Genomic DNA, 25015 nt, shown 5'->3' on the forward strand with positions numbered 1-25015 from the left:
TATGAAGCAATTTTTACACCAATGTCTTATTTATTATATTTCAATAAGTTAGCTTATTTATGGCGCGTGTAAGCGCTGCCGCACGCACTGTTTTTGCGCTGCTGTGCGAAGTTTGTGCATGTTACTGACCAATCGGCAGCCCGTCAGTTTCCAAATATTGGCGGCATAAACGTACCGATTCATTCGCCCATTGATCGCCAAGGCTTAACGTCATCTGGGTTTGCGCATGGGTGCCTGTCCAAGCTAACATTTGGATTCGGCGCTGAATGATCATGGCTGGTAAAATGTCAATATCGGCCGCCTCACAATGCGCGTGTGTTTCGTAACCATTGAGCCATTGATCCACCCATAGCGGTGCATTAGCTAGATGTTCATTAAAGCTGATGGCTGCGGCTAAATCGTGCATATACCAACCCATGCCACAGTCATCAAAATCAATCACACGGGTTTGACCATCGAATAAGAGAATATTGGTTAAGCGTAGATCTGCATGGATTAAGCCGTAGCGATCATCACTCATGCCATATGAGGTCATCTGCTGTGCGACTTTTTGTAGTGCTTGTTCGATGATCGGGTGATCGTCAGCGTTTAGATGCGGCGCATTTTGCCAGCGCCCCCAATGAGCATGCTGGCTGACCATGGTTTGATGGTTCCAGATGATGCGCTCAAAATTTTCTGGGCGTCGCCAGCTTCGCGCATGTTGATGGAGTTTAGCGTTGATAGCTCCCAGCGCAAAAAAAGCTTTAGGGTCAACTTCGCTGGTGGGCATATCACCTTCGATCCAGTCGAACATTACCGCATAACGAGGTTCGCCATCGGCGAGGGTTATTTTCTGAACTCGTTCGCCATCTTTATTTGCGATTGCTTGGGGGACTTCGATACCACTGGCATTTAAGGCATCCAGCCATAACAGTTCACTTTGAATCGCATTCAAGCTGTGGTAGTCAGGGCGATGAATCCGCAGCGCATAGCGGTGATTTGCACTCGTTATTTTTAAAGTGGCATTTTCTGAGCGACATAATAAGTTGATATCGCCCTGATAGGGGGCTGCATAGCGCTTTAATAGCGTTGAAGCCAATGCCAGAATCTGCTGATCGGTTAAGGTATCGTATTGTTGCGTGGACATTTGGAAACTCCATCTCTTAGTCGATAGTGAAAGCTTCTAATTTTCTACTGTGTTTTGCTTGACCTTTGATTGCAGTCAGCTCTGGGGGATGCTCCATTGAGTCAACTGAGCGGCTAAATTGACTTTAGGTGGCAAACTGCGTTGGTTTTGGTCAAGTTTTCTTTTGTTGAATCATTGATTATCAAAGGGACGTTCAAAAAAGCGTCGATCATTCGCTATTTGAATTGTTTCGGTCGATCAATGGAGATTTCGCATGACAGAAAAACTTAAACCGACGCTGGGCACACTGCATTTATGGGGAATTGCAGTGGGGCTGGTGATTTCGGGGGAATATTTTGGCTGGAGTTATGGCTGGGGGGTTGCGGGGACATTGGGCTTTTTGATCACGACTGCCCTAATCGCCGTGATGTATACCTGTTTTATTTTTAGCTTTACGGAGTTAACCACTGCGATACCTCATGCCGGTGGTCCTTTTGCATACAGCCGTCGCGCTTTTGGTGAAACAGGGGGGTTGATTGCAGGGATGGCCACCTTAATTGAGTTTGTGTTTGCGCCACCCGCGATTGCAATGGCGATTGGTGCTTATTTAAATGTTCAGTTCCCGCATTTAGACCCGCGTTATGCTGCAGTTGGCGCCTACTTAGTGTTTATGACTTTGAATATCCTTGGGGTGAAGTTAGCTGCAACCTTTGAGTTATTGGTCACCCTGTTGGCGGTCATCGAGTTATTAGTCTTTATGGGGGTTGTGGCGCCGGGATTTAGTTTTAGCCATTTTGTTATCAATGGTTGGGCTGGTAGTAATCAGTTTAGTTCACATTCTCTTGCTGGAATTTTTGCGGCGATTCCATTTGCTATCTGGTTTTTTCTCGCCATTGAAGGGGCGGCTATGGCAGCCGAAGAGGCCAAAGATCCAAAACGCACCATTCCGAAAGCTTATATTTCCGGCATTTTGACGTTGGTCGTGTTAGCAATTGGGGTCATGATGTTAGCCGGAGGTGCTGGCAACTGGCAACAGCTCTCAGGAATTAATGATCCGCTGCCGCAGGCGATGAAAATAGTGGTTGGGGCCCATTCGGGTTGGATGCATATGCTGGTTTGGATCGGTCTGTTTGGCTTAATCGCGAGTTTTCACGGCATTATTCTTGGTTACTCTCGGCAATTTTTTGCGCTGGCCCGGGCCGGGTATTTGCCGGAAAGCCTGGCAAAATTATCTGTGTTTAAAACGCCGCACCGAGCCATTATCACCGGTGGCATCATTGGTATCATCGCCATCTTCAGTGATAGTTTCGTTAACTTGGAAGGAATGAGCCTCACCGCGGCTATGATTACCATGGCTGTTTTTGGTGCCATTGTGATGTATATCATGAGTATGTTGAGTCTGTTTAAATTGCGTCGCAGTGAACCGAATTTACCGCGCAGTTTCCGTGCGCCAGGCTATCCGGTGGTTCCAGCGATTGCGCTGCTGATCTCAGTTTTGGCATTGGTTGCAATGATCTGGTTTAACCTGATGCTGGCGGGGATTTTTGTCGGAATGCTAATCGTCGGTTATGTCTATTTCCGCCTGACCGGTGCGCAGCGTCAGCATGCTCCGGAAGATGCGATGTTAGCGGGCAAATAAAGTGATTTTGGTTTAGTTCTGCCGCCGCAATAGTGGCGGTTCATTCGCTTTGATGAATCGCGGTAATGTACTTTTAAAGTTGTTGGGCTTTTGGCAAAACTATGACTGAAAAAATCATCAATAAGTGAAAGCCATCTGGATAAGCAGATGGCTTTCTTTTTAGCTGCTCATTTTGAAAAAGATTTCTATTTTGGACTTGGAAAAATGATGCAGAGCGAAGGGACTAACTTTGACCCGACGGCGCTTCTTATCATCCAGCGGATGTGCGTGCCATGAGCCATCGAGATCTTAAACATCAAATAGCGAAGGTAACTCCGAGTGTTGATCATTCCCAACATGGGATTAAACTGAAAGGTAGTACAAATATTCATCAAACGATGCCCATCAGCCCAGAAGGTAGTCGCACTAAATCTGATATGCCAAAAAATGAATCATAGAAGGGAATAATATGTTTAAGAAATTGATACAAAAATGGAAAGACGATATGAATACCCCTGCTTCAGAAGTGGATCTGCTGAAAGGTTTGAAAACAGGAACTGGATGTTATGATTCTGGTGAAGAATTTAGGAAAACTGCGGCAGATCAGGCTCTTTATGGTGGTTTTAAAACGCCCCCTAACGGGAAGATCGGTGTTCCTTGGGATGGTAGTCTCAGGATGAGAGAATAACCAGTGGATTTGAAAGTCGGTCAACCCACTTAAAATAGGGAAACTAACCCTTTATTGCTCCCATGATTCATTGTGAAAAAATGAAATTAAGTCGTGTATTCATATAAAAAACCGATATCAGAAAACTGATACCGGATTTTGCCGCCTTAAAAGGAGTGGTCAACTGATCCATTTTGTCTTAACTGTTCGGTATTAGAGCTTCGGCCCCTTTTCCCTTGCCAATTAGTCAGTTTGACTTAAGCGGTGAGCTCAGTGAGTGATTCATCTAACGCACCCACCAACCAGTCAATATCTTGTTCTTGGAATGCCAGTGGCGGACGCAGTTTGAGGACGTTACCATAAGGGCCTGCTACTGAGGTTAAAACATGTTTTTCTCTGAGCCGTTCAATCACATCCAGCGCTAGTTGTTGGTCAGCTTCTTTACTGGCGCGATCTTTAACTAGTTCAAAGCCGATAAATAGCCCGGCACCGCGAACATCACCGACGCACTCGTGTTTATCCATTAATGTTTGTAGCTCTGTTAAGAGTTTGCGACCGACGGTTAGGCTGTGCTCTTGCAAGTTTTCATCACGAATCACTGTCAGTACAGCTTGGGCTGCGGCCATCGCGACGGGGTTGCCTCCGAAGGTGTTAAAGTATGGGATGTGGTCGCTAAATGAGGCAAGCACATCGCTTTTAGCAAATAATCCAGAAACAGGGATGCCATTACCCATGGGTTTCCCCACTGTGACGATATCGGGCACTAAAGCATGGCGGGCAAATCCCCAGAATGCTTCGCCGGTGCGGGCAAAGCCAGGTTGAACTTCATCGGCGATGAAAATCCCCCCATTTTGATGGACGACATCAATCGCCTCTTGCATAAATCCGGCAGTACCGGGTAACACACCATCAGATGAAAAGATGGAGTCGGCTAAAAACCCGGCAAATTTAATCCCATGAGCGGCCATGTCATCGATCTGCGCTTGCATCTGTTGGGCAAACCAGTGGCCTAAATCGACATCGCTGAGTCGGTAATGATCCGGAGACGGCAAAAGACGTGTGGTAGCATCCAATGTCTGACCTGTGCCTAGTGCTGGCGATGCGCCAGAGGTTAGGGCGCTGGTACCATGGTAGGCTTCTTGAGTTACAATAATGCCTGTTCCTGAGCTGTATGAGCGTGCAACTCGCATGGCTAGATCATTGGCTTCGGACCCGGTACACATGTACATGGCGCGATCAATTGCGGTGGGCATGGTGGAGAGGATGTCTTCAGAGTAATCCAAAATACGCTCATGCAGGTAACGGGTGTGCGTATTAAGCTGATGCATCTGTTCATTTACAGCGTTAATAACTGCAGGATGGCAGTGGCCAATGCTGGCAACATTGTTGTATACGTCTAGATATTTGTCTCCGGCGGCATCCCATAGATATTGGCCTTGGCCTTTCACTAAGTGGACCGGTTTACGATAGAACAACCGATAGGACTCTCCGAGTACTTTCGAGCGTTTGTCGGTTAATTCGCGAGTATGACGGTCCAACCCTGCTGCATGTTCAGCTCGAAAACTGTTGGTGTCCATAATGGTGGATCGCGTGGCCATGGTTACCCCCTGAATAATAGTTTTTTACTGGCAATAAACTGTATCATGCCGAGTTTTTACTCAAATACAACAAAGTACAAAAATACACACAAGTACACAAACGTTGTGTATTCGCTAGTGTATTAGGCAGATTGCTTATTTTTTATATTTATTTTTTATTAGAAATGGGGTTTTCGTGAGCAAGTCACTCGTAGCATAATGCTTCTATGTTGAAGTAATAATCAAATTTTATGCCTTATCATCTGCTATCTATACAAAGCCATGTCGCCTTTGGACATGTGGGAAATTGTGCTGCTGTTTTCCCACTGCAACGCCAAGGATTTGAAGTTACCGCGATTCATACCGTGCAGTTTTCCAACCACACTGGATACGAGCAATTTAAAGGTGATGTATTTCCTCCCACGCATTTACGCACGGTGCTTGATGGGGTTGAGCAGTGTGGAGCGCTGGACAATATGAGTGCCCTGCTATCGGGATATTTGGGAGACCAAAATACCGGGGAAGTTGTTCTGGATGCGTTGGCGCGGATTCGTGCTCGCCAGCCGAATGCATTGTATTGCTGTGACCCGGTTATGGGGGATGTGGGCTGTGGCTTTTATGTTCAGGATGGTTTGCCTGAATGGATCCGCGATAACGCGATTAGGCATGCAGATATGATTACGCCTAACCAGTTTGAACTGAGTTTTTTAGCCGATCATCATATTAGTTCGCTCAATGATGCGATTAAAGCAGCGCAGATGGTGCGTAAAAGAGGTCCTAAGCAGGTATTGTTGACATCTTTGGATGTCAAAGAACTAGCTGAGGACGAGATTGGAATGTTGTTGGATAACGAAGATGGTTGTTATCTAGTGGTGACCCCGAAACTTGATTTTAAAGAAATCTTAAGTGGTGCCGGAGACGCTACGAGTGCTCTATTTTTAGCTCAGTTGCTTAAAGGAGCCGCGCCAGAACAAGCTTTGCAGTTCGTCGCGGCTTCTGTTTATGCATTATTAAAACAAACGGCTCAGTCTGGTGAGCGCGAATTACAGTTAATCGATGCGCAGGATGCCATGCTGAATCCCTCTCAACTCTTTCAATTAAAAAAGATACTGTAAGTTATGCAAGCGACAGAAAAATATACGGGTGTTAAGCCCGTTTCTAGTGAGCGTCAAAGCTGGGCATTCGGTGATTTTTTCGCGTTGTGGACCTCCTTGGGGATCGGTCTGGCGGTATTACAAACCGGCGCATTATTAGGACCCGGTTTAGGACTGGCACAGTCTATTATGATGATCGTGGTTGGGACTGTTATCGGTTCGGCACTGATTGCCACAGTGGGTTGGTTTAGTCAGCGTCATGGGCTTTCATCAATGGCGTTGATGCAGCAGACTTTGGGATTGAAAGGTGCATACATTCCGGCGTGCATGAACTTTATCCAGCTCATTGGTTGGGGGGCTTTTGAAATTGTGCTGATGCGCAATGCCGCGATTCAATTGATTGAGCAGTGGTGGCCTGGTTCGACGTGGTTAACTATCCCGCTCGTTTGGACGTTATTGTTGGGGGTTCTGGCAACCTGGCAGGCGATTAAGGGACCGCTTTCTTGGGTTCGCGTTTTTTTGCGTCGGGTGGGGATTTGGATTGTGATCACCGGCTGTGCCGGACTCACTTATTACTGGTTTAGCCATTACTCACTGGCTCATTTTTGGCAGCAAGCCGGCGATCATTCAATGCCCAAAGCGTTGGGGTTGGATATTGTGATTTCTATGGCTGTCAGCTGGTTACCGCTGGTGGGCGATTATAGCCGTTTCGGTAAGAGTTCCGGGCATACTTTTCATGGTACCGCACTGGGGTATCTGGTCGGGACGGTCTGGATAATGGCTTTAGGTGTTGCTTATCAAGTGGTGTTGCCAGCCGGCTCATCTAGTACCCAACTGATGTTATCTCTTGGGGTTGCGTTTAGTGGGCTTCCTTTGTTGATGGTGCTGTTTGATGAAACGGAGAATGCTTTTGCACCGATTCACTCTTCTGCCGTATCGGCAAGTATAGTGGTGCGTTGGCCTATCTCTTATCTGGCGATGTTGTTTGGAGTGATTTCAACGATTGTTGCCTGGTGTGTTCCAACGGCTGCCTATCTCGATTTCTTGTTGTGGATTGGGTCAGTGTTTACCCCGTTATTTGCGCTATTAATGGTTGATTATTTTTCATCTAAACAATTGCGTTCTCCTGGAAAACTTCAGGTCTGTGCAGCGTTGGTCGCTTGGTTTTTAGGTGTGGTGACCTATCATGTTATGACCAGTTATTACCCTGATTGGGGGGCGACCTTACCGACGCTAGTGGTCAGTGCTGTCGTGTATGGCCTGTTACGTTGGTTGGTCAGTTGCTTGGGTTATGGCATCAAACAGCATAGCTAAAAGGAACGTTGCGCGTTTAAATGCCACCATCTGTAGACGACCGGTCTATTTTATACTAGAATGACTGTCAATGGTCGGTTAAGGCCAATGGTTTACTAACTCAATCTTGAAAAGGGAGAGAGAAATGAAAATATTAATGGTTTTAACCTCACACGATAAACTCGGTGATACAGGCCACAAAACGGGTTTTTGGTTGGAAGAATTTGCAGCACCTTATTACACATTTTTAGATGCGGGCGCGCAATTGACGGTTGCCTCTGTTGCTGGTGGCCAGCCACCATTGGACCCGAAGAGTGATGATCCAGAAGCACAAACTGAATTTACACAGCGCTTTAAGGATGACTTGCAAGCGCAGCAAGTGCTAGCGAATACTGTCGCCTTGGCGGATGTCGATGGCTCTGAATTTGATGCGGTGTTTTATCCTGGTGGTCATGGACCATTGTGGGACCTATCTGAAAATGCTGATTCAATTAAGCTCATCGAACAGACTCTGGCCGATCATCGCCCGGTTGCGGCCGTTTGTCATGCGCCGGGAGTTTTACGCCATGTTAAAAACAGCGATGGGACAGCCTTGGTTAAAGGTAAAAAGGTCACTGGTTTTAGTAATAGTGAAGAAGACGCGGTTGGGCTAACTGATATTGTGCCGTTTTTGGTCGAAGATGAACTTAAGGCTAATGGGGGCAATTATTCCAAAGGTGATGACTGGAGCAGTTATGTCCTGACCGATGGATTGTTAGTGACCGGACAAAACCCAAGTTCCTCGGTTGAATGTGCCAATGCACTGTTAAAACTGCTTTAATGATGAAGAGCCTCTTAAAAGAGGCTCATTCACTCAAGTTTTTATCAATTTAGCCAAAGCTATTTTCACGCTAATAATCATTGGCACGGCAAATACAAACATCATCGCAATAATCATAAATGCATTGTTATAGGTGATAGTTAATGCTCGAACTTGAATTGCCTGATTCAAAAGATATTGATTTAATTGCTGTGCCTGTATGAAGCTGGGATGAGCTGATTGTATCGCTGTGACAATCGTTGTTTGCAGTTGTTCTAAATGGGCTGAACCGCTAGTTAAATAGCCGTTGATCACTGATTGAGCCTGAATTTTAAACTGACTGGCGTAACTTTCGATAACAGCGATACCAATGAGTCCCCCCAATTGTCGGCAAGCGCTAAAAACACCTATCGCATCTACCATCGGTGCATTTTTGATAGCGCTAAAGGTAATCATCGTCAGAGCCATGAGTAAAAACCCCATGCCAGCTCCTCGCACTAGAACGGGGTATAACAGATCAAGCCAACCGCTTTGATTATTCTGCAAGCTGTGTAGATATACGGCAAAGATAATGAGCCCAATTCCTAAAGGAACTGCGATAATCGGATTCATGTGCCGATATTGGATAAAATAAGCGGCTAGATAAAGGCAGAGAATAAAACTGAGACAACCCGGTACAATGGCCTTGCCTGCTGCTATAAATGACATCTGCATCACTGATAATGTGTAAATGCCAATCAGATAGGTGCTTCCAAATAGTGCAAACCCAGCCACTAAACTAACAAAAACACCAAATGCGAATGGTGTTGTGGCGAAGATTTTCCAGCGCAATAATTTTACTTTGGAAAAGTATTCTATCAGTGCAAACGAAAAGGCGAAGGTGAAGATTGCGATAATATCCCAGCGTAACCAATAGTTGTTGAGCCAATCCCAACGTTCACCGCGTTGCACAAGATAGCTGAGTGAATAAATAGCTGCGGCCAACAGGCTATAGCGAGGGATGAATCTAATGAATTGTTTGCTAAGCTCTGAGCTTGGGTTGGCATGCGTTCGAGCTGGATAAATCAGCAGTGCAATCAAGGCAAAGCTTGAGGGGAAAATAAACAATTCACGCCATGCATTCGCCTCTACAAAAAGCGCTTGTAAATAAGTTTGCAAATTAATTGTGCTAGCCACAGCTACAATTGCAAACCCCATCTGTAACATAGGTTGAATCCGCCGTGGATACTGCTGAAATAGCTGTGCTTGAGCTAAGCTCAGTAGCGCTCCGGCACATACACCTTGGACTAATCGTAATCCAAAAATTGTCTGAGCATTGGTAACCATCATCGCTAAACTTGCCAAAGCGTAGATCACTAATAGCGAGCGATAGCAACGGCTACGATTGATTAATCGTAAAATGGCGCCAATAGCTAACCAGCCAAATAGTTTCCCAGCGGTATAGATAACCTCTAATTGCCCAAGCTGGTCTTTGGTAAGGTGCAATGTTCCTTGTAGATCATTGTTGAGCATGGTCAAACTAGCACACCATAAGGCATCAGCACCGATCGCAAAAAATAGGCTGATGAGTAACCAAGCTCGATAATAGTGGCGCCCGTTTTTAACTGAGTGATTCATGGTGTTATTGCTCTGACTGTTGCAGACATTCCCGGAACCAGCCTGAGCGATAAGCTCGAGGGTAAATCGATTTTAATGGGAATTCGCTGTACAACTTTTACAAAGTTCCCACTCCCATTACTTGTTGGAATGGCACTAAAACTAGCGTTGGTGCCAGGCGAAATACTATCAATATGGCCGATAATCGGTGTGTTGTTAAAGCTATCGACTAATATTTTAACGCTCTGATGGGGATGTAGTTGATTGATCTGATTTTCTTTAAAATTGGCAACAACCCACAAATTTGATAATGGAACGATACTAAACAGCGCCGAACCTATCGATGCGTAGCTGCCGGTTTGAACAGAGCGATTGCCAATCACACCATCGATAGGGGCTTTAATCGCGGTATAAGAAAGTTTTAATTTGGCCAGCGCCACTGCATCGGCGAGTTGTTGTTGGTTAGCTTGGGCGCCAGCAAGTTGTTCTTTGAGGATCTTTAATTGGATTTTTTGTCCCGCTAAATTAGATTGTTCTGCTTTTACCAGAGCGTGTTGTGACTTGTAGCTATTTTGGGCGCTATCGAACTGTTCAAGAGACACTGCACCCGAGTTTTTCAGTGAGAAATAACGCTGATAGTCATGTTGCGCTTTATCTAGGTTGGCTAGTTTTGAAGCAAGTGTTGCTCGTACTTGGGCAATGACCGTTTGTTGATAGCGATAGCTAGATTGGAGTTGGCGAAGTTTGGCGTTAGCGCTTTGCCAGCTATGCTGTGCTTGTGCGTATTGTTTTTGGTAGTCTTGGTCATCAATTTGTACCAGTAACTGCCCTTTTTTTACCTGCTGGTTGTCATCGACATAGATTTTAATGACCTGTCCAGAAACTTTAGGGGAGATGGTGGTGATATTTCCCCGTACATAAGCATCATCGGTTTCTATAGGGCGGTGGGTTTGCCAGGTATAGCCGCCAGTTAACACAACAAAAATGATAGCGAATAGAATCAAAACCTTTTTCATAGTATTTCACCATTATTTTTATTATTAAAAAGATCACACTCGAAAGCGTGATCATCTGTTGCTTTGCAAACAGAGCTAGGCTTGCTGTTGTTTGGGGCGAAATTTGTAGCTGTATTGCCAAGCGAGGTTACTTTCACGGACCTGTTTGCGAATAACCAGTTCAACCGGTTGGCCTATTTGCAGTTGATGAGGGTCAATCACATCAACAATTTCACTTTTGATTACTATCTCATCCGTTAGTCGTACCATCGCAATATGCCGAGGCATCATTTCGCCATATCCGATCACTGCGAGTGCTGGAATGTCCGCCTCAGAGGTGACTTCAATAGCGGCAGGCTGATTCCATAACTAACAATCCCTGTGGATGTGTGCATAGTATCTGTCCTTTGGATTTGACATGAATAACTTATATTAGTACGATACGTGCCGTTTTATATTAGGAGTATATTTCACCCTAGTCAACGCTATTGATTAAATTTTCAATAAAATGTCATGGAATCAAGCGATGCCACGTACCCGAAGCAAGAGTTCACACCGCGCCATTATGGCTGCGACGAAAGATGTTTTAAGCGAAAAAGGTTATCAAGGATTTACCATTGAAGAAGTCGCTCAAAAAGCGAAAGCGAGCAAACAAACGATCTACCGCTGGTGGCCTAATAAGGCTCGCTTGGTGGCTGAATTGTATGAAATAGAGAGCTCCCAAACGCTGACAATGAATCCAACTGGTTCAACTCAACAACAGTTTTCTCAGTTACTTCATGAACTTTGGTCACTTTGGAATAATACGGTTTGTGGCGAGGCATTTTGTTGTTTTATTGCCGAGTCGCAGCTCAATCAAAGTGATCTTGATTTCATGTTGAGCGATTTTATGGCGCGGCGTTTTAAATTACCTCGGGAGATTTTGCAACAAGGAATAGCTAGAGGTGATATTAGTGCAATGACCGATATTGAATTGGTGTTAAAAATGTCATTTGGTTTTTGCTGGTTTCATCTACTGACAAGGAATTTAAATGATCAAAGCCTGATTGATGCTTTCGTCAAACAGCTTTTTACCTCGTCAATTGCCAAAGATAACTAGGGACTGTTGACCTTTGGTGGTTGAATTTTGTTCAAATTAAACAAAATTCAACCCTGAAAGGTCAACAGCCCTTGCTAGGAAACCCGCGGCAAGCTCCGCGGGTTTAAATGTTAATCAATGCCTTCAATGGCAGCAATCAGCTCGTTTTTATCTCGCCATTCCTGACGCTCTTTTTTGGTCGCTTTGGGGGAAAAGATCCCTAAGTTTGCAAATAAGATCCCTGTCAGGGGCGATAGCCAGCAAGCAAAGGCCAGTGGAATATATAGCAAGTTTTCAAAGTTCCCCTGAGATATTCCCAATCCTAAGGCCGAGATGACAAATGCGCCACCGGCATTCCAAGGGACTAATGGTGAAATCAGCGTCCCTCCTTCTTCAAGTGCCCGCGCTAGGTTTAGTGTAGAGTATTTGATTCCACGATAAGCTGGTGCAAACATTCGTCCTGGCAGAGCAATCGACAAGTAAGGGTCACCTGCGACTAAATTGGTTGCCATTGACGCGCAAGCTGCAGCCGTTTGCAGCTGGGCAAATTTACTAACGCGATTTACAATTGCTCTAATAATAGCTTCTAAGCAACGTGTTTTTTCTAATGCCCCCCCAAAACTTAAGGCGATTAAAATCAGAGAGACCGTCCACATCATCGATTGAATCCCACCACGGTTGAGCAGACTGTTGACTGCATCGACATTGGTGTGAATGTTGTAGCCACTGCTGGCAAAAGTAAATACATCGTGCAGGCCCGCACCTTGGGCTATCATCGCCGTTGCGCCGCCAGCTAATACCCCGGCAAACAGAGATGGAATGGGAGGCATGCGTTTGACTGCTAATGCAATGACTAATAGAGCCGGGAGTAGCAACCAAACTGATAAGTTAAAGTGGCTCTCGAGTGACTGGGTGACACTGGCGATATTATCAAAAGAACTCTGACCTGAATGGATCATGACAAACCCAGCCACGAGGTAGATCAAAAATGCAATGATCATGGCCGGCAAGGTCGTTGGGATCATATTTCGAATATGCGAAAAAACATCCGTGCCAGTTACTGCCGGAGATAAGTTAGTCGTATCTGACAACGGTGACATTTTATCGCCAAAGAAGGCCCCTGATACTACGGCACCAGCCGTCCAATACATTGGGATATTAAATCCCGAACCAATCCCCATCAGTGCTAAACCAACGGTACCAACTGTTCCCCAAGATGTTCCCAGCGCCAAGGAAACGACTGAACAAAGCAACATGGCTGCTGCTAAAAAGATATGAGGGGACAGCATGGTTAGCCCATAATAGATTAAGGTTGGTACGGTGCCGCTGGCAATCCAAGTGCCGATGAGCATGCCAACGCAAATTAGTACGGCGATTGACGGCAGTGCCAGTGAGACAACGTGCAGCATCCCTTGTTCAATATCTTTCCATTTTAAACCCTGTTTCAGGCCTACCAGAGATGTAATGGCTAACCCTAATGCTAATGGGATATGCGGTGTAAAATCACCGAAGTAGAAAATTTGCAATCCTAATAGCATTAGAGTCAGGATGATAGGCGTAATCGCTAACGGAAAACTCGGTAGCTTACAAAGGGATGGGTCTGTTTCGGGCGATGATATCGTCGCCATGAATAGCTCCTTTCTGTGACTATTTTTGGGTTAAAAACAGCAAATAGTGTTTCATGGTTTCGCAACGCTACCGCTTCAAAACCATAAAACATAATTCAATTATTACTCAATAATGCTAGCATATTTTAATAATACTTTCATCTCTAACCATTTTTAATGATATAAAAATTATTATTTTTATATAAAACAATGTCTTTTATTGCAAATATTGTTTATAGATATACTTTTATAGTTAGTGTATTAATGATTAGTATAGATAGATTTTGGTACTTTTGGGATCTCTATGATGTTGCGGTTAACCCGTGATTAAGTCGGCGGGGGTTCTGGATAAATGATTGAGCGTCAAAAAGCGATGTGTTAACTGATCATCAATGGCAATTTTTTGCGCGATATCGACGTTGCGGTAAGTTTTAATATGGTACATCGCCTGATCGGCTAAATGTAGTTGTTGTTCAAAAGAGTGCTGTTTAAAGGAACTTAAACAGACCCCAATGCTGGCACCCACTTTGGTTTCAATATTGCAGTCTAAATGAATCGGAGCGATGATTTGGCGTAGCAATCGTTTGGCAAACTCTAACAAAATGTCTTGCTTATCGATGTTTAAACAAAGGACCACAAATTCATCCCCACCGAGTCGGGCCACAATATCGGTTGGACGACAGATGGATTTGAGTCGTTTAGCTATCGTTTGCAGGAGTACATCTCCTGCGGCGTGACCATATTGATCATTGACGGGTTTAAAACCATCTAGGTCAATCAAAAAGATGGCTTGAGTCGTCTCTTCGGGCATCTCCTGTTTTAATCGTTGATAACTATTGGATAAACCGAGGCGATTAAAAATTTGTGTGAGTGAGTCATGACTGGCCATCGATTCGAGGGATTCTTTGGCTAATTTGAGTTCATGAGTTCGTTCACTGACCCGCTGTTCGAGTAATTTCTCTTGCGCTGTTAAGGCTTTCAGCAATTTGTTTTGGGCAAATTCTTTTTGTCGTTTTAGCTCATTAAAGCGCGCCGCCAGCGCAAAGGATAGTAAGAGCATTTCCATGGCGGAGCCAATTTCCATCCCATACACGGTGATAAAATTGGAAGCGATGAGCCCGGTGTTGCGTAGCGATACCAGTACTGAACCGAGCAGTAGGCAGGCCCATGCGAGCAAATAATAACGCGCCGCAGGAACCTTGTTATGGATACCAACGAAGCCACAAAAGGCTAAAAAAGCGGCCATGCTACAACCTAATAATGACATGATCTTCACCCCAAATTGAGCAGGTAAAAATAAAGTTGAACCTGCCATAATGGCGGTGATGACGATCATCACTTGGTGGACCTTGTCAACTCGGGGGGCTGTGTTGGTAAGTGATAGGAAATAGCGTGCAAAAATAACGGCCCAGACCACGGCGATACTATATCCGCAAGGTACCACATAATTGATCACTGGCCCTAACAAGGGCCAAGCATACAGGCCTCCAACGCCGGTGGCGGTCATCGTTGCAATGGCAAAACAGCTGATAAAACCGCAATACAGCAGAAAAACCCGTTGACGTAATACAGTGCCAAGAAAGAAGTTATAAAGCGCGAGTGCAATGGCCATTCCCATGAATACAAGCTGAAAGAACAGTGTTTGATTACTGACACGATGAAATTCATCAATGCTATACATCGATGCATCCAAAGTCATGCTCCCAGTTGCTTGAGCTTTTAAATACAGAGTAACGGGTTGATTCGCCGGAATGTTTAATAAAAAAGCCGGGTGAATGTCATCCAATGCCCGCTGAGCGGGTGGGACCGAAAATCCGCTATATTGATGTTTGACCAGATGATGATTGACCACTTCATATAGATCGATGCGATCCAAATAAGGGTATTGAAACATCAATACATGCTCAAGTGATTGTCGGCTTTGTAATATGATTTTTAACCATATGGTATCTTGGGTATAACCTATATGCAGTGAATTACGTCCAGATGAGGGTTTAAAACGCTGTGGTTGCGCCATTACATCATGGAGTGAGAGTTTCGCACTGGGGTCTTTGAAAATCGCAAAATGGCTATCTAGGGATTGTTGCGATTGCTGCGGATTGATTGTGAGCGGTTGTGCTTGAGCTCGTGGAATCAAACTCCCAAAGAGTCCTATCCCTAAAATCATCCAAGTCCATAGGCTTAGATGATTGCACCACTGCTTCATCAACAACTTCCATTAACCCCATCATAAACGAGGCATGATGATACCATAATCATGCCCGCCGGAGTCATTTTTTAACCAGTCAAGCGATGTTTCTTTTTTTCATGTTAACCAAAAGGTTATCGCTATCATTGCGGCATAATTAAAGGTCTTTGCTAGGGACTGTTGACCTTTGGTGATTAGTTTTGCAGAAATCTGAGAGGGATTTAGGCAAGGCAAACGTTGTGCCGTGTAGTTATTCTCCACAAAGAACGTTTAACGCTGGATAAATTCCTCTCAGATACTGCCCTTGGGGTTCATTTAAACGCATCCTGAACTTTGTTGCCCCCTGCTTGCTTAACTCATTAAGCGACGTAGGGGGCGCCGCGTTCAAAATGCGTTTAATTTGAACAAAATTCAACCACCAAAGGTCACCAGTCCCTAGAGAGTTATCTATGTGTATTGATCATTATGTTATGAGTCGCAAGTGTCGAGAATCTCGGTGTGAAGCCTGTTGATTGACGAGCTTTTCAGCGCCAAGTGGTGAGCTATCATAAGCGCGCTTTTTTGCTCGTGGACAACGTTGCATGGATGTATTGAGCAATAATGATCAGCAACCCAATGCGATTATGAATGTGGTGGCGCGTGGAATGCTAGCTTACTAGTTTTCTTTGCTTGGTTCTGTTTTTTTCGCCATCGTTGTTTGGTTACGACCATTTTCCTTACTATGATAAAGAGCATTGTCAGCGTGTTCGAGCCATTGTTGATGGTTAGCAAAGGAAGCATTTAGCTCGCTGACACCTAAACTTATCGTATATTGGATGGTTTCGTTTTCCCATTTCACTACCGATTGCTCAATCATCCGGCGTATGCGTTCACAGAAAGTCATAGCATTTTCTTGTGTTGTATCAATTAGAATAACAACAAATTCTTCGCCACCATAACGCCCAGCAATATCAGTGTTACGCATGGTTTCTTTGAGTAATTTAGCGGTTTGGCGAATGACTTGGTCTCCAGCTAAGTGACCATAATTGTCATTGATTCGTTTAAAATGGTCGATATCAAACATCACCATAGAGCAGGGCTGTTTCGTTCGAATGTTACGGTTGTATTCCTCTTGGGCTCGTTCTTCCCAGTAGCGTCGATTATTGAGTTGAGTGAGGCCATCAGTGCGACTCACCTGCGATAATTCAGTGTTGGCTTTTTCAAGCTGCATTTTATTGATGGCAACATCCGTCACATCATAAATAATTAAGCTGACATGGGTAATTTCACCATTTAACGACTTCAGTGGAATAATCGTAATATTTTGGTACATGTAATCCGCCATGCCTGTAATTGGACGGTAATTGCGGAATTTAAAGACATGTGGGCGTTGCTCCCATGTTGTGAAGGCCCGATTATTGAGCATAAATACAGCATCAACTTTATTGCGGAGCCAAGTTTCGGGGAGATCAGGGAACAGGCTAAAAATATTTTTGCCCTGAGTTTGGTCGGGACGCAAGCCACTATGTGCTTCCATAAACGTATTCCAGGTCTGGATGTTGTATTTCTGATCTAGTACAACCAAACCAACATCAATGGTCTGGATCATCTCGATCATCCAGTGAAAGTCATTCAGATCAACCTGAATTCGGCTCATGCTTCACTCCCTTCAATAATATAAATGAGTTTATTGTTAATTGTCGGTAATGAATCTTCGGTAAACAGCAACAATAAGTCACACTTAATATTATGGTTTTCAATCGCGTAATTAATCTCGATAGCTAACGTTTTACTTTTCCACTGGCGAGTACTAGCTTCAATGAGTTCATTAATGTTGGTATGTTGACCGAGTACGACAGGGTGACCTTGTGAAAAATTCATGTCTAGCTGATCAGCAATGCCTTTAAGACAAGCTCCAATAAGGATGTTGGCGACATCCATGAGTACTTCGAGTTGTCCTGCATCATCCAAATCACCTTCATACCGCATTAATCGCGCCAGATCTTCGAAACTGGAGTCATGAAAAAGGAGCAGGGCTTCACCATTGATGCCTGCACCGATATACCCTTGACAGACAGCCGAAATTGAATCGTCCTCAGCTACCGCTGTCAGCGCCATATGAAGTTCACTAATGGCAAGAATGTTGACGTTTGGGATTGGCAAAACCACAAACGCGCCAAGCATTCGAGCCAACAGGTCGCCTGCTCGTCCCATCGCAACGTTGGCAATTTCCTGATATTGGTCGCGATAATCAATAATGTCGTCTGCTTCGCTGCGAGAAGATTTACTGACCAATGGGGGAGTGGGTGTGTGGATTTCATTAGGCTGTGTATCACTTAATTCGGGTTGTTCCTTAGGAAGTTCAACTGAGGGGCTGAGTTCTTTTTCGGTGGCAACGCCATAACGTAATAAGATGTCACGGATCTCTTCACGACTCGAAGGTTTTTTAATGAAATCCAGGGCCCCCATTTGGGTCACTCGTGTATATGCTTGAGGCTGAATATCCCCGGAGACGACGATCACTAATGCGGGCAAGTCTTCACTTTGAATGGCTTCAAGTACGCCATAGCCATCCATATTGGGCATATTAAGATCAAGAAAGACAATATTGCCTAACCCCTTGCGGATGACATCTAATCCTTCAACCCCGTCACTTGCGTAGCTAATTTGCACATCCCAGTTCTCGGGTAATGCTCTTACCATCTGTTTTTGTGCAAATTTTGAATCATCACAAATTAAAATTGGTATGGTCATGGTTTCTATGTCTTCACTTTACGACTCATTTGTTTTGAACGGTTAAATTACCAAACTAAAAATAGCGTTATTGTGGCGAACTTATTCATTTATCAAGCATAGCTGTCAATTACGGGCATTGAAAAGAAAATGCGATTTTTACAGAGATAATGCTTGTTTATGAAGCTATTTATCACCTTTAACTCCGTGTAGCGGGTTGTCCTCGTAACAGACGTCGTACCCAGAACCGAGCAGGATGTAATGCATCTAATATTGCTTGGCTGACCGGGGCGGCTTCTCCAGTCAATTCACAGGCTAATAATTCACCCAGTAGTGGCGCACTGGTAACCCCTCGTGCTCCTAGGCCAGAGAGCGTGTAAACGTTCTTAAGTAGAGGCAGTTGAGGTGCTGATTCTCGGCTTTTGTGTGTATTAAGCGGTGGATACTCTCTGATGAGCGCATCGATATTGGCAACGGGGCCCATTAATGGCAGATGGTCACGTACTGTTGCACGCACTGCCGCTCGTCCTAGCGATTCATCGATTGCAATTTGATGAGTCCAAGATTGGTCAATGCAATCTTGCAGAGCCTGAAGGTTTTGTCGAGAATCTTCATTTGCAAGTTGTCGTTCGACCTGCAGGCGCTGGTATGTGGCTCCAATACAGTGGATTTGATGATGCGCTGGCGTTAGATAGCCGTCATAACATAATACGGTTTGTAAGTTGTTTAATGGCTCGGTGCTTTTCAGATGAGTAACTTGGCCTCGAACCGGTGTAATGGGTAGCTTTTCAAACGCAGGTATTTGGGTAATTTGGTAGCCATTACACACAACCAGTTGGCTAACTTTTTTACTGCTTTGATTAGCAAAATGTAGTTCTATTTTGCCATCAGCTAGGGGCTGCCAATGCGTGAGGAGGTGTTGATAATGAACATTTCCATAGCCAGAAGAGACGGCCTCATAAAGCATCGCCTGAACAACGTCAGCGGGAGTTGCCCATAATCCTTGAGGGTAAAATAATCCTGCGTGTTCAAGTGGCAATCCGGCAATGTTACTTGCTTGTTCCGCTGAAATCGGTTTGATGAGTGCTTCTGGCCATTGCGCTTGGGCCGTTTTGGCCAGCTTTTTGGCTGATTTTTCGTTATATCCTAGATGTAAAACGCCACATTGTTCGGATGCGATATAATGACCTTTGGCACGTAGCCTTTGGATAATTTGATTCAGATAAGTAAACGCCGAGATAAAAAATTCACTTAAAGTTGATTGCTCTGCGTTAAGTAGCGGATAAATAGCTCCTTGACGATTGCCTGATGCGGCGGTTGCCGCTGCATTTTCACTTTCATAGATGTGATGTTTTATGCCGCGTTTGGTTAACGCATAGCTAAGGCTGGCCCCCGCAAGCCCCGCACCGATAATCGCAACTTCATCAATTTGTTCGGCGCGATGGCGATAAAACCAAGGGGGGATGCTTGAGTACGTTGATTGGCGTTCAATTTGGCCATGAAGCATTTCGCGTTTCCGACCAAATCCGGGGGCCTTTTCAATACGAAATCCGGCATCGATTAAACCTCTGCGCACAAATCCTGCTGCTGTGAAGGTGGCGACTGTTGCTTGATTTCGGCTTAAGGAAGCCATTTGATCAAATAAGGCTTGTGTCCACATGTCTGGATTTTTTGAAGGTGCAAATCCATCTAAGTACCAACAATCTACTAATCCTGATGAAGATGTAGGAATTTGCTGCAGTGATTCATGAATATCACCAAACCACAAATCTAAGTTAATCCTCCCATTGGCAAAGACAAGTCTTTGGCATCCTTGTGTTAAAATGGTTGGATAATGTGCAATTAGCTGCTCTGCGTAAGGTTTTAATTCGCCCCAGTGTGCTAAGGTTTGTTCAATATCACGTTTTTCTAACGGGAATTTCTCAAAGCTAATAAAATTAATTTGTTTAGGGCGGTGTTCTTCTGGTAGCTGTTCAAATAGATACCAGGTCGCCAAAAAGTTAAGCCCGCTTCCAAAACCTGATTCAGCAATGGTAAAATGATTAAAAGATGCATTATACCACCGTTGTGGCAGCTGATTTTGATTGAGAAATACATAGCGAGTTTCGGCTAAACCATCTTGGTTTGAAAAGTAGACGTCATCAAATGCGCAAGCCACTGGGTAACCTTGTTCGTTCCATGCAAGGTCGGCTGAATGAATGGGTTTTACCAAAATGCACCTCTTATAAAGCTGGTTTTATACTGGAAATTATCGGCATAGACCTGTAATCTTCCACACAAAACAAGGTAACGGACATATATTGAGCGTTACCCTAAACAGCATAATTTTGTGTTTAAACGATTGAGATCGTCTGATGAAAAGAGCCGTAATCACTGGTCTGGGTATTATATCCAGTATCGGTAACAATAAAGAAGAAGTACTCGAAGCATTAAAGGCCGGTCGGTCAGGAATTACTCATTCCGAGCAGTTCGAGCAGATGAAACTGCGCAGTCAGGTATGGGGAGATCTGGATATTAACCCAGCTGAACTGATTAACCGCAAAGTTTTTCGCTTTATGGGCGATGCCGCCGCTTATGCTTATCTTTCCATGGAACAGGCTATTACAGATGCTGGATTATCTGAAGAGCAAGTTTCTTCTGAACGGACCGGTTTGATTGTTGGTTCTGGTGGTGCTTCATCGAAAAATCAGGTTGAAGCTGCTGATATTTTGCGTGCCAAAGGCGTTAAACGTGTTGGCCCGTATATGGTCCCACGAACGATGGCCAGCACAACCTCAGCATGTTTAGCGACGCCTTTTAAAATCCACGGCGTCAACTATTCAATGAGCTCAGCGTGTTCTACTTCTGCCCACTGTATTGGGACTGCTCTTGAACAGATCCAATTGGGTAAGCAGGATATCGTGTTTGCCGGAGGTGGTGAAGAGTTGCACTGGACCCTCGCTATGGAATTTGATGCTATGGGCGCTTTGTCGACCAAGTACAATGACGAACCGAATCGAGCTAGCCGCACTTATGATGCTAATCGCGATGGTTTTGTTATCTCCGGTGGTGGCGGTATCGTTGTGGTTGAAGAGCTTGAACATGCTTTGGCTCGCGGTGCTAAAATTTATGCAGAGATTGTTGGTTATGGTGCAACATCAGATGGTTATGACATGGTTGCGCCATCGGGTGAAGGTGCTGTTCGCTGCATGCGTCAGGCCATGCAAGGGTTAGAAGAACCAATTGATTATCTGAATACGCATGGTACCTCAACGGTGGTTGGAGATGTGAAAGAGCTGGGAGCTATTTCAGAAGTATTTGGTGACAACCAACCTCTGATCAGTGCGACTAAATCTCAGACTGGCCATGCCTTAGGGGCGGCGGGTGTTCACGAAACTATTTATTCGTTATTGATGATGGAGAATAATTTTGTCTCACCATCCATTAATATTGATGAGATTGATGAGCAAGCACAAGGATTTAATATTGTTGCTAATCAGGCTCAAGAGGCAACGCTAAATCAAGTAATGTCTAATAGTTTTGGTTTTGGTGGTACTAATGCGACTTTAGTGTTCAAGCGTTTTTCTAAGTAAACATTGAGCTCTTCCTCGCAAAAAGGCTACCTCTGGTAGCCTTTTTGTTATATGGTCATTAACATATTGAAAGTTAATGTAATCTATAAGCAACAAAGTGGTATTCTTAATACTAATATCCGTGTTTAAAATATAATAGGATTAAGCCTTAACGAGCGTTTGTACTCATCAAAGTTGCGTCAATCAACAACGTGATTTTCATCCAAACTGAGTAATAGCGGTTAAGCTTATGGATACAGGTTTTAAAATTAACTAAATTAAGCGTTTGTCGCTTGAATGAAAGAGAGAATATATGGCAATTGCGGTTTTGGGAGCATCTTCCCTATTAGGTAAATCATTAATTGAAAAATTAACCGCTTGGAATTATCCCATCGAGTCTATCGTCGCTGTTGATAACGCAATCGATGATGAAAACTCGACGTTAGAAATTGCTGAGAACAAATATGACTTACTTGATCCAAGTGAGGCTGATTGGGGTAGTGTTCAAGCGGTTATTGGGTGTGATGAGAAGTTAGTTCAAACCTATAGCGATGATATCTTGAATTTTGGTGGGGTGTTAATTAATGCTAGCGCAACTGAAGTGATTGGAGCTACTTCAACGCTGACCATGGAGGATGGCGATTGGGTAGGAGCTCAAGGCGCTTATCAGCTTCCCAACAGCGTTGTAATCATGTTGACTCACTTGTTGAAACGGCTTGAGAATGAAGTGGGGATCGAGGCTGTTCATGTGAGTGTTCTACTGGCGGTTAGTGAAAATGGACAAGAAGGGATTGATGAACTGGCATCTCAGACTGCTCGGTTACTTAATGGGTTACCCATTGAGCCCAACATTTACTCCCGGCAGATAGCATTTAATTTATTACCTCAGGCGATCCATCCAAGTACTATTGCAGATGATATAGAGCAACAACTTGGACTTATTTTCAGTCATTCTGAGCCTGAAGTAGCTGCGCATAGTGTGACGGTTCCTGTTTTTTATGGCGCGATGGCGCAGGTAACTGTGAATTGTCAGGGGCGTGTGTCCATTGCCGAATGTGTTGATATTTGGCGCGAGATTGACAGTGTTGAGATCCAGCTCGACGAGCCGGTAACGCTGGTAACGGATTTAAATCAAAATATATATACCAGTGTCAGTCAAATCCGTCAGAGTCCTGCTCAGCCAAGGCAGCTAAAGTTCTGTGTTCAGGCCGATGTTATGAATGCTTGTGTAGTCCCTTATCTTGCTAAATTAATTCAGCGCATCGGGGGGATGTAGTCATCAACCGATTTAAGTTAAGTCAGATGACGCCGAAATATAATTAGGGACGATTAAATCTGTCTTATTATAAGGTTGCAATTATAAATTAGGTGAGTGGACTCACCTAATTACCTGAGCGAAGTAAGTATGACAAGGATGGCGTGTAAGTGCTCAGTATAAAAAGGAATCATTATGAAGCGATATAGTTCGCGCTTGGCGATACTGTTGTTTTGTGGGCTCTTGGGATTACCCATTATTTCTCATGCCGCTGTTGATCCCTCGTCGTATATCCAGATGGTTGGTCCGAATGAGGCTGTGAATAGTCAAGGAGACGCTATTAATCAGCGTTACGGACCTATTCAGCATAGCGATACATTATGGGCGATAGCTAATCGTTATCGTCCGAATAGCTCTGTCAGTGTTTATCAAACAATGGTCGCTATTTTCCGGACAAATCCCCAAGCATTTGTTGGCAAGGATATGAACTCCTTGGTTAATGGGGCCTATATTTCTATCCCAACACTTGAGCAAATTCGTGCGATTCCTTCTCGCGAAGCTCAGCGTATTGTTTTGGGGCAGTCAGAAAGTTCGACTCAGACTGACTCGACATCATCAACTAAATCGGCTGCCGCATCTAAGACGACACGTAAACGGTCATCTTCAGTTTCTAATCAAAAAGTTAGTGATCTTACTGCTCAGATTACTGCACTTAAAAAGCGTTTAGATGAGCTTGAAACAATGCGCAACAAAGAACTTGATGTGATGCGCAAACAACTCGATCAAGCTAGTGAACAAATGCTCGGTATGTCGGAGGTGAACCATCGATTAAAATTGCGAATTGCCGATTTAAGTAATCAGCTCAAAGCAATTAAAGATCAGTTGAGTCAAACGAGTCAGACGCAACAAGATATCTTAAATCGCCTGAATCAGAATCAACAGGCTAAAGAACAACAACAAGCTTCAACGTTTAATCAAATTCTAAAATCGCCGCTGAACTTGGCGCTAGCTGTTTGCATTCCATTACTACTGATCTTGTTGGTGGTGGTTTTGATTTTACGGTTACGTTCGAAAAAGAAAGATAAACAGGTGGAATTAGACGAAGAAGAGCTTTCGTTAGAAGAAGTGGATGATCAATTTTCGAAGTTGTTTAATGAAGATCTCCCGCCAACTGAGCCCTTTAATGATATCCCAAGTACTGACGATCATGCCCAGCCAGTCGTCCCACCAGAAGATGAGTCACAAGATAACTCTGTTGGTCTTTCCGAAGATTCAGAAATTGCCTTTGATGATGATGCTGTGAATGCGTTAGCTGAATTTGAGGATCCAGAGCAAGATCAGAACGTTGAAGAAGAAGCTTTCGATGACTTGATGCCAGAGAACGATTTTGCCTTAGATGATGAAGATGTGATCTTACCATCGCAGGAAGATGATGAACCTGATATCGATCTCCCCGGTGATGATGACTTGATGCCTGAAGAGCCTTTATCGACACCAGTTCCAGAGTCTAAACCTCAACCTGAGCAAGATGAGTTATCCATAGATTTTGATCAGCCTTTGCCTGATTTGGAACTCCCTGAAACCGAAGATTCAACAGACGATCTAATGACTCAGGAGCAACAATCATCAGCGACGGATATTAGCGACGAAGGACCTGAGCAGCCGATAGATTTTGAGGAAGAGCAAAAGCCGCTTTCTGCTGATGAATCATTATTGCAAATGGATGAGATGGCAGATGATTTGGTGCAAGATCCAGAACGAGTTAAAAATGATGAGTTACTGGAATCGCAAATGGCCGAAGAAATGGCCGAGGTTTCAGCAAAAAACTTAGATGAAGAGCTTGATCTGAACCTAGATGTTGAAGAATCTCTTGCAGAGCC

21 protein-coding genes are annotated in these 25015 nt (G+C 44.3%); 11 read left to right on the forward strand and 10 right to left on the reverse strand.

Annotated features, from left to right (window positions below):
- Positions 1–121 precede the first annotated feature (121 nt).
- The gene (locus tag EV690_RS12050; protein WP_131913264.1) at positions 122–1126 is read right to left on the reverse strand and encodes a phosphotransferase enzyme family protein; all 1005 of its coding nucleotides are present in this window, start codon (positions 1124–1126) and stop codon (positions 122–124) included.
- Between the two features lie 253 nt (positions 1127–1379).
- Here EV690_RS12050 and eat point away from each other — a divergent pair, with 253 nt between their 5' ends.
- The 4 genes from eat (at position 1380) to EV690_RS12060 (ending at position 3411) form a co-directional block, all read left to right on the forward strand.
- Positions 1380–2744 (forward strand): ethanolamine permease, encoded by a 1365-nt coding sequence (eat, locus tag EV690_RS12055; protein WP_131913265.1) that lies wholly within the window; start codon positions 1380–1382, stop codon positions 2742–2744.
- 147 nt (positions 2745–2891) lie between these two features.
- Complete coding sequence (locus EV690_RS18575) at positions 2892–3020, forward strand: hypothetical protein (RefSeq protein WP_263433841.1); 129 nt, start codon at positions 2892–2894, stop codon at positions 3018–3020.
- Positions 3017–3181 carry a hypothetical protein gene (locus EV690_RS18265; RefSeq protein WP_165872748.1) on the forward strand — a complete coding sequence of 55 codons (165 nt, stop codon included), beginning with the start codon at positions 3017–3019 and terminating at the stop codon, positions 3179–3181. The genes EV690_RS18575 and EV690_RS18265 overlap by 4 nt, the downstream gene beginning before the upstream one ends.
- Before the next feature lie 11 nt (positions 3182–3192).
- A complete protein-coding gene (locus EV690_RS12060) occupies positions 3193–3411 on the forward strand; it encodes a hypothetical protein (protein ID WP_131913266.1) in 219 nt (72 codons plus the stop codon).
- 236 nt (positions 3412–3647) lie between these two features.
- On the opposite strand, the gene EV690_RS12065 is transcribed toward EV690_RS12060, so the two are convergent.
- Entirely contained in the window at positions 3648–4988 is a 1341-nt protein-coding gene (locus EV690_RS12065) for an aspartate aminotransferase family protein (RefSeq protein WP_131913267.1), read from the reverse strand.
- 230 nt (positions 4989–5218) lie between these two features.
- Between EV690_RS12065 and pdxY the strand changes: the two genes are divergently transcribed.
- From pdxY to EV690_RS12080, 3 genes are all read left to right on the forward strand, one after another.
- Positions 5219–6082 carry a pyridoxal kinase PdxY gene (gene pdxY, locus EV690_RS12070; protein ID WP_131913268.1) on the forward strand — a complete coding sequence of 288 codons (864 nt, stop codon included), beginning with the start codon at positions 5219–5221 and terminating at the stop codon, positions 6080–6082.
- Positions 6083–6085: 3 nt separating this feature from the next.
- Positions 6086–7375, forward strand: a complete 1290-nt coding sequence (locus tag EV690_RS12075) for a cytosine permease (protein ID WP_131913269.1) — start codon at positions 6086–6088, stop codon at positions 7373–7375.
- A 124-nt stretch (positions 7376–7499) separates the two neighbouring features.
- Complete coding sequence (locus tag EV690_RS12080; protein ID WP_131913270.1) at positions 7500–8174, forward strand: type 1 glutamine amidotransferase domain-containing protein; 675 nt, start codon at positions 7500–7502, stop codon at positions 8172–8174.
- A gap of 33 nt (positions 8175–8207) precedes the next feature.
- Here the strand turns inward: EV690_RS12080 and EV690_RS12085 are convergent, their stop codons facing one another.
- The 3 genes from EV690_RS12085 to EV690_RS12095 form a co-directional block, all read right to left on the reverse strand.
- Positions 8208–9770: an MFS transporter gene (locus EV690_RS12085; RefSeq protein ID WP_131913271.1), complete on the reverse strand. Its 1563-nt coding sequence runs from the start codon at positions 9768–9770 to the stop codon at positions 8208–8210.
- Positions 9767–10765 (reverse strand): HlyD family secretion protein, encoded by a 999-nt coding sequence (locus EV690_RS12090; RefSeq protein WP_131913272.1) that lies wholly within the window; start codon positions 10763–10765, stop codon positions 9767–9769. The genes EV690_RS12085 and EV690_RS12090 overlap by 4 nt, the downstream gene beginning before the upstream one ends.
- Positions 10766–10840: 75 nt before the next feature.
- Positions 10841–11035, reverse strand: a complete 195-nt coding sequence (locus tag EV690_RS12095) for a PhlB family protein (protein ID WP_131913273.1) — start codon at positions 11033–11035, stop codon at positions 10841–10843.
- Positions 11036–11270: 235 nt separating this feature from the next.
- Here EV690_RS12095 and EV690_RS12100 point away from each other — a divergent pair, with 235 nt between their 5' ends.
- A complete protein-coding gene (locus EV690_RS12100) occupies positions 11271–11843 on the forward strand; it encodes a TetR/AcrR family transcriptional regulator (protein WP_165872749.1) in 573 nt (190 codons plus the stop codon).
- 110 nt (positions 11844–11953) lie between these two features.
- On the opposite strand, the gene nhaC is transcribed toward EV690_RS12100, so the two are convergent.
- From nhaC to mnmC, 5 genes are all read right to left on the reverse strand, one after another.
- A complete protein-coding gene (nhaC, locus tag EV690_RS12105) occupies positions 11954–13450 on the reverse strand; it encodes a Na+/H+ antiporter NhaC (protein ID WP_131913275.1) in 1497 nt (498 codons plus the stop codon).
- Positions 13451–13745: 295 nt separating this feature from the next.
- Positions 13746–15635, reverse strand: coding sequence for a sensor domain-containing diguanylate cyclase (locus tag EV690_RS12110; protein ID WP_131913276.1), 1890 nt, complete (start codon positions 15633–15635; stop codon positions 13746–13748).
- 637 nt (positions 15636–16272) lie between these two features.
- The gene (locus tag EV690_RS12115) at positions 16273–17253 is read right to left on the reverse strand and encodes a sensor domain-containing diguanylate cyclase (RefSeq protein WP_131913277.1); all 981 of its coding nucleotides are present in this window, start codon (positions 17251–17253) and stop codon (positions 16273–16275) included.
- The gene (locus EV690_RS12120; protein WP_131913278.1) at positions 17250–18350 is read right to left on the reverse strand and encodes a response regulator; all 1101 of its coding nucleotides are present in this window, start codon (positions 18348–18350) and stop codon (positions 17250–17252) included. Before EV690_RS12120 ends, EV690_RS12115 begins: the two co-directional genes overlap by 4 nt.
- 178 nt (positions 18351–18528) lie before the next feature.
- A complete protein-coding gene (gene mnmC, locus EV690_RS12125; protein WP_165872750.1) occupies positions 18529–20541 on the reverse strand; it encodes a bifunctional tRNA (5-methylaminomethyl-2-thiouridine)(34)-methyltransferase MnmD/FAD-dependent 5-carboxymethylaminomethyl-2-thiouridine(34) oxidoreductase MnmC in 2013 nt (670 codons plus the stop codon).
- Between the two features lie 142 nt (positions 20542–20683).
- Here mnmC and fabB point away from each other — a divergent pair, with 142 nt between their 5' ends.
- The 3 genes from fabB to EV690_RS12140 all read left to right on the forward strand — a co-directional run.
- Positions 20684–21901, forward strand: a complete 1218-nt coding sequence (fabB, locus tag EV690_RS12130) for a beta-ketoacyl-ACP synthase I (RefSeq protein ID WP_131913280.1) — start codon at positions 20684–20686, stop codon at positions 21899–21901.
- A gap of 292 nt (positions 21902–22193) precedes the next feature.
- Positions 22194–23156, forward strand: coding sequence for an Asd/ArgC dimerization domain-containing protein (locus EV690_RS12135; RefSeq protein ID WP_131913281.1), 963 nt, complete (start codon positions 22194–22196; stop codon positions 23154–23156).
- A gap of 174 nt (positions 23157–23330) precedes the next feature.
- The coding region (locus EV690_RS12140) for a FimV/HubP family polar landmark protein (RefSeq protein WP_131913509.1) at positions 23331–25015 on the forward strand (1685 nt) is incomplete at its 3' end.

This window comes from Celerinatantimonas diazotrophica, assembly GCF_004339545.1.
GTDB classification, from domain to species: Bacteria; Pseudomonadota; Gammaproteobacteria; order Enterobacterales; family Celerinatantimonadaceae; genus Celerinatantimonas; species Celerinatantimonas diazotrophica.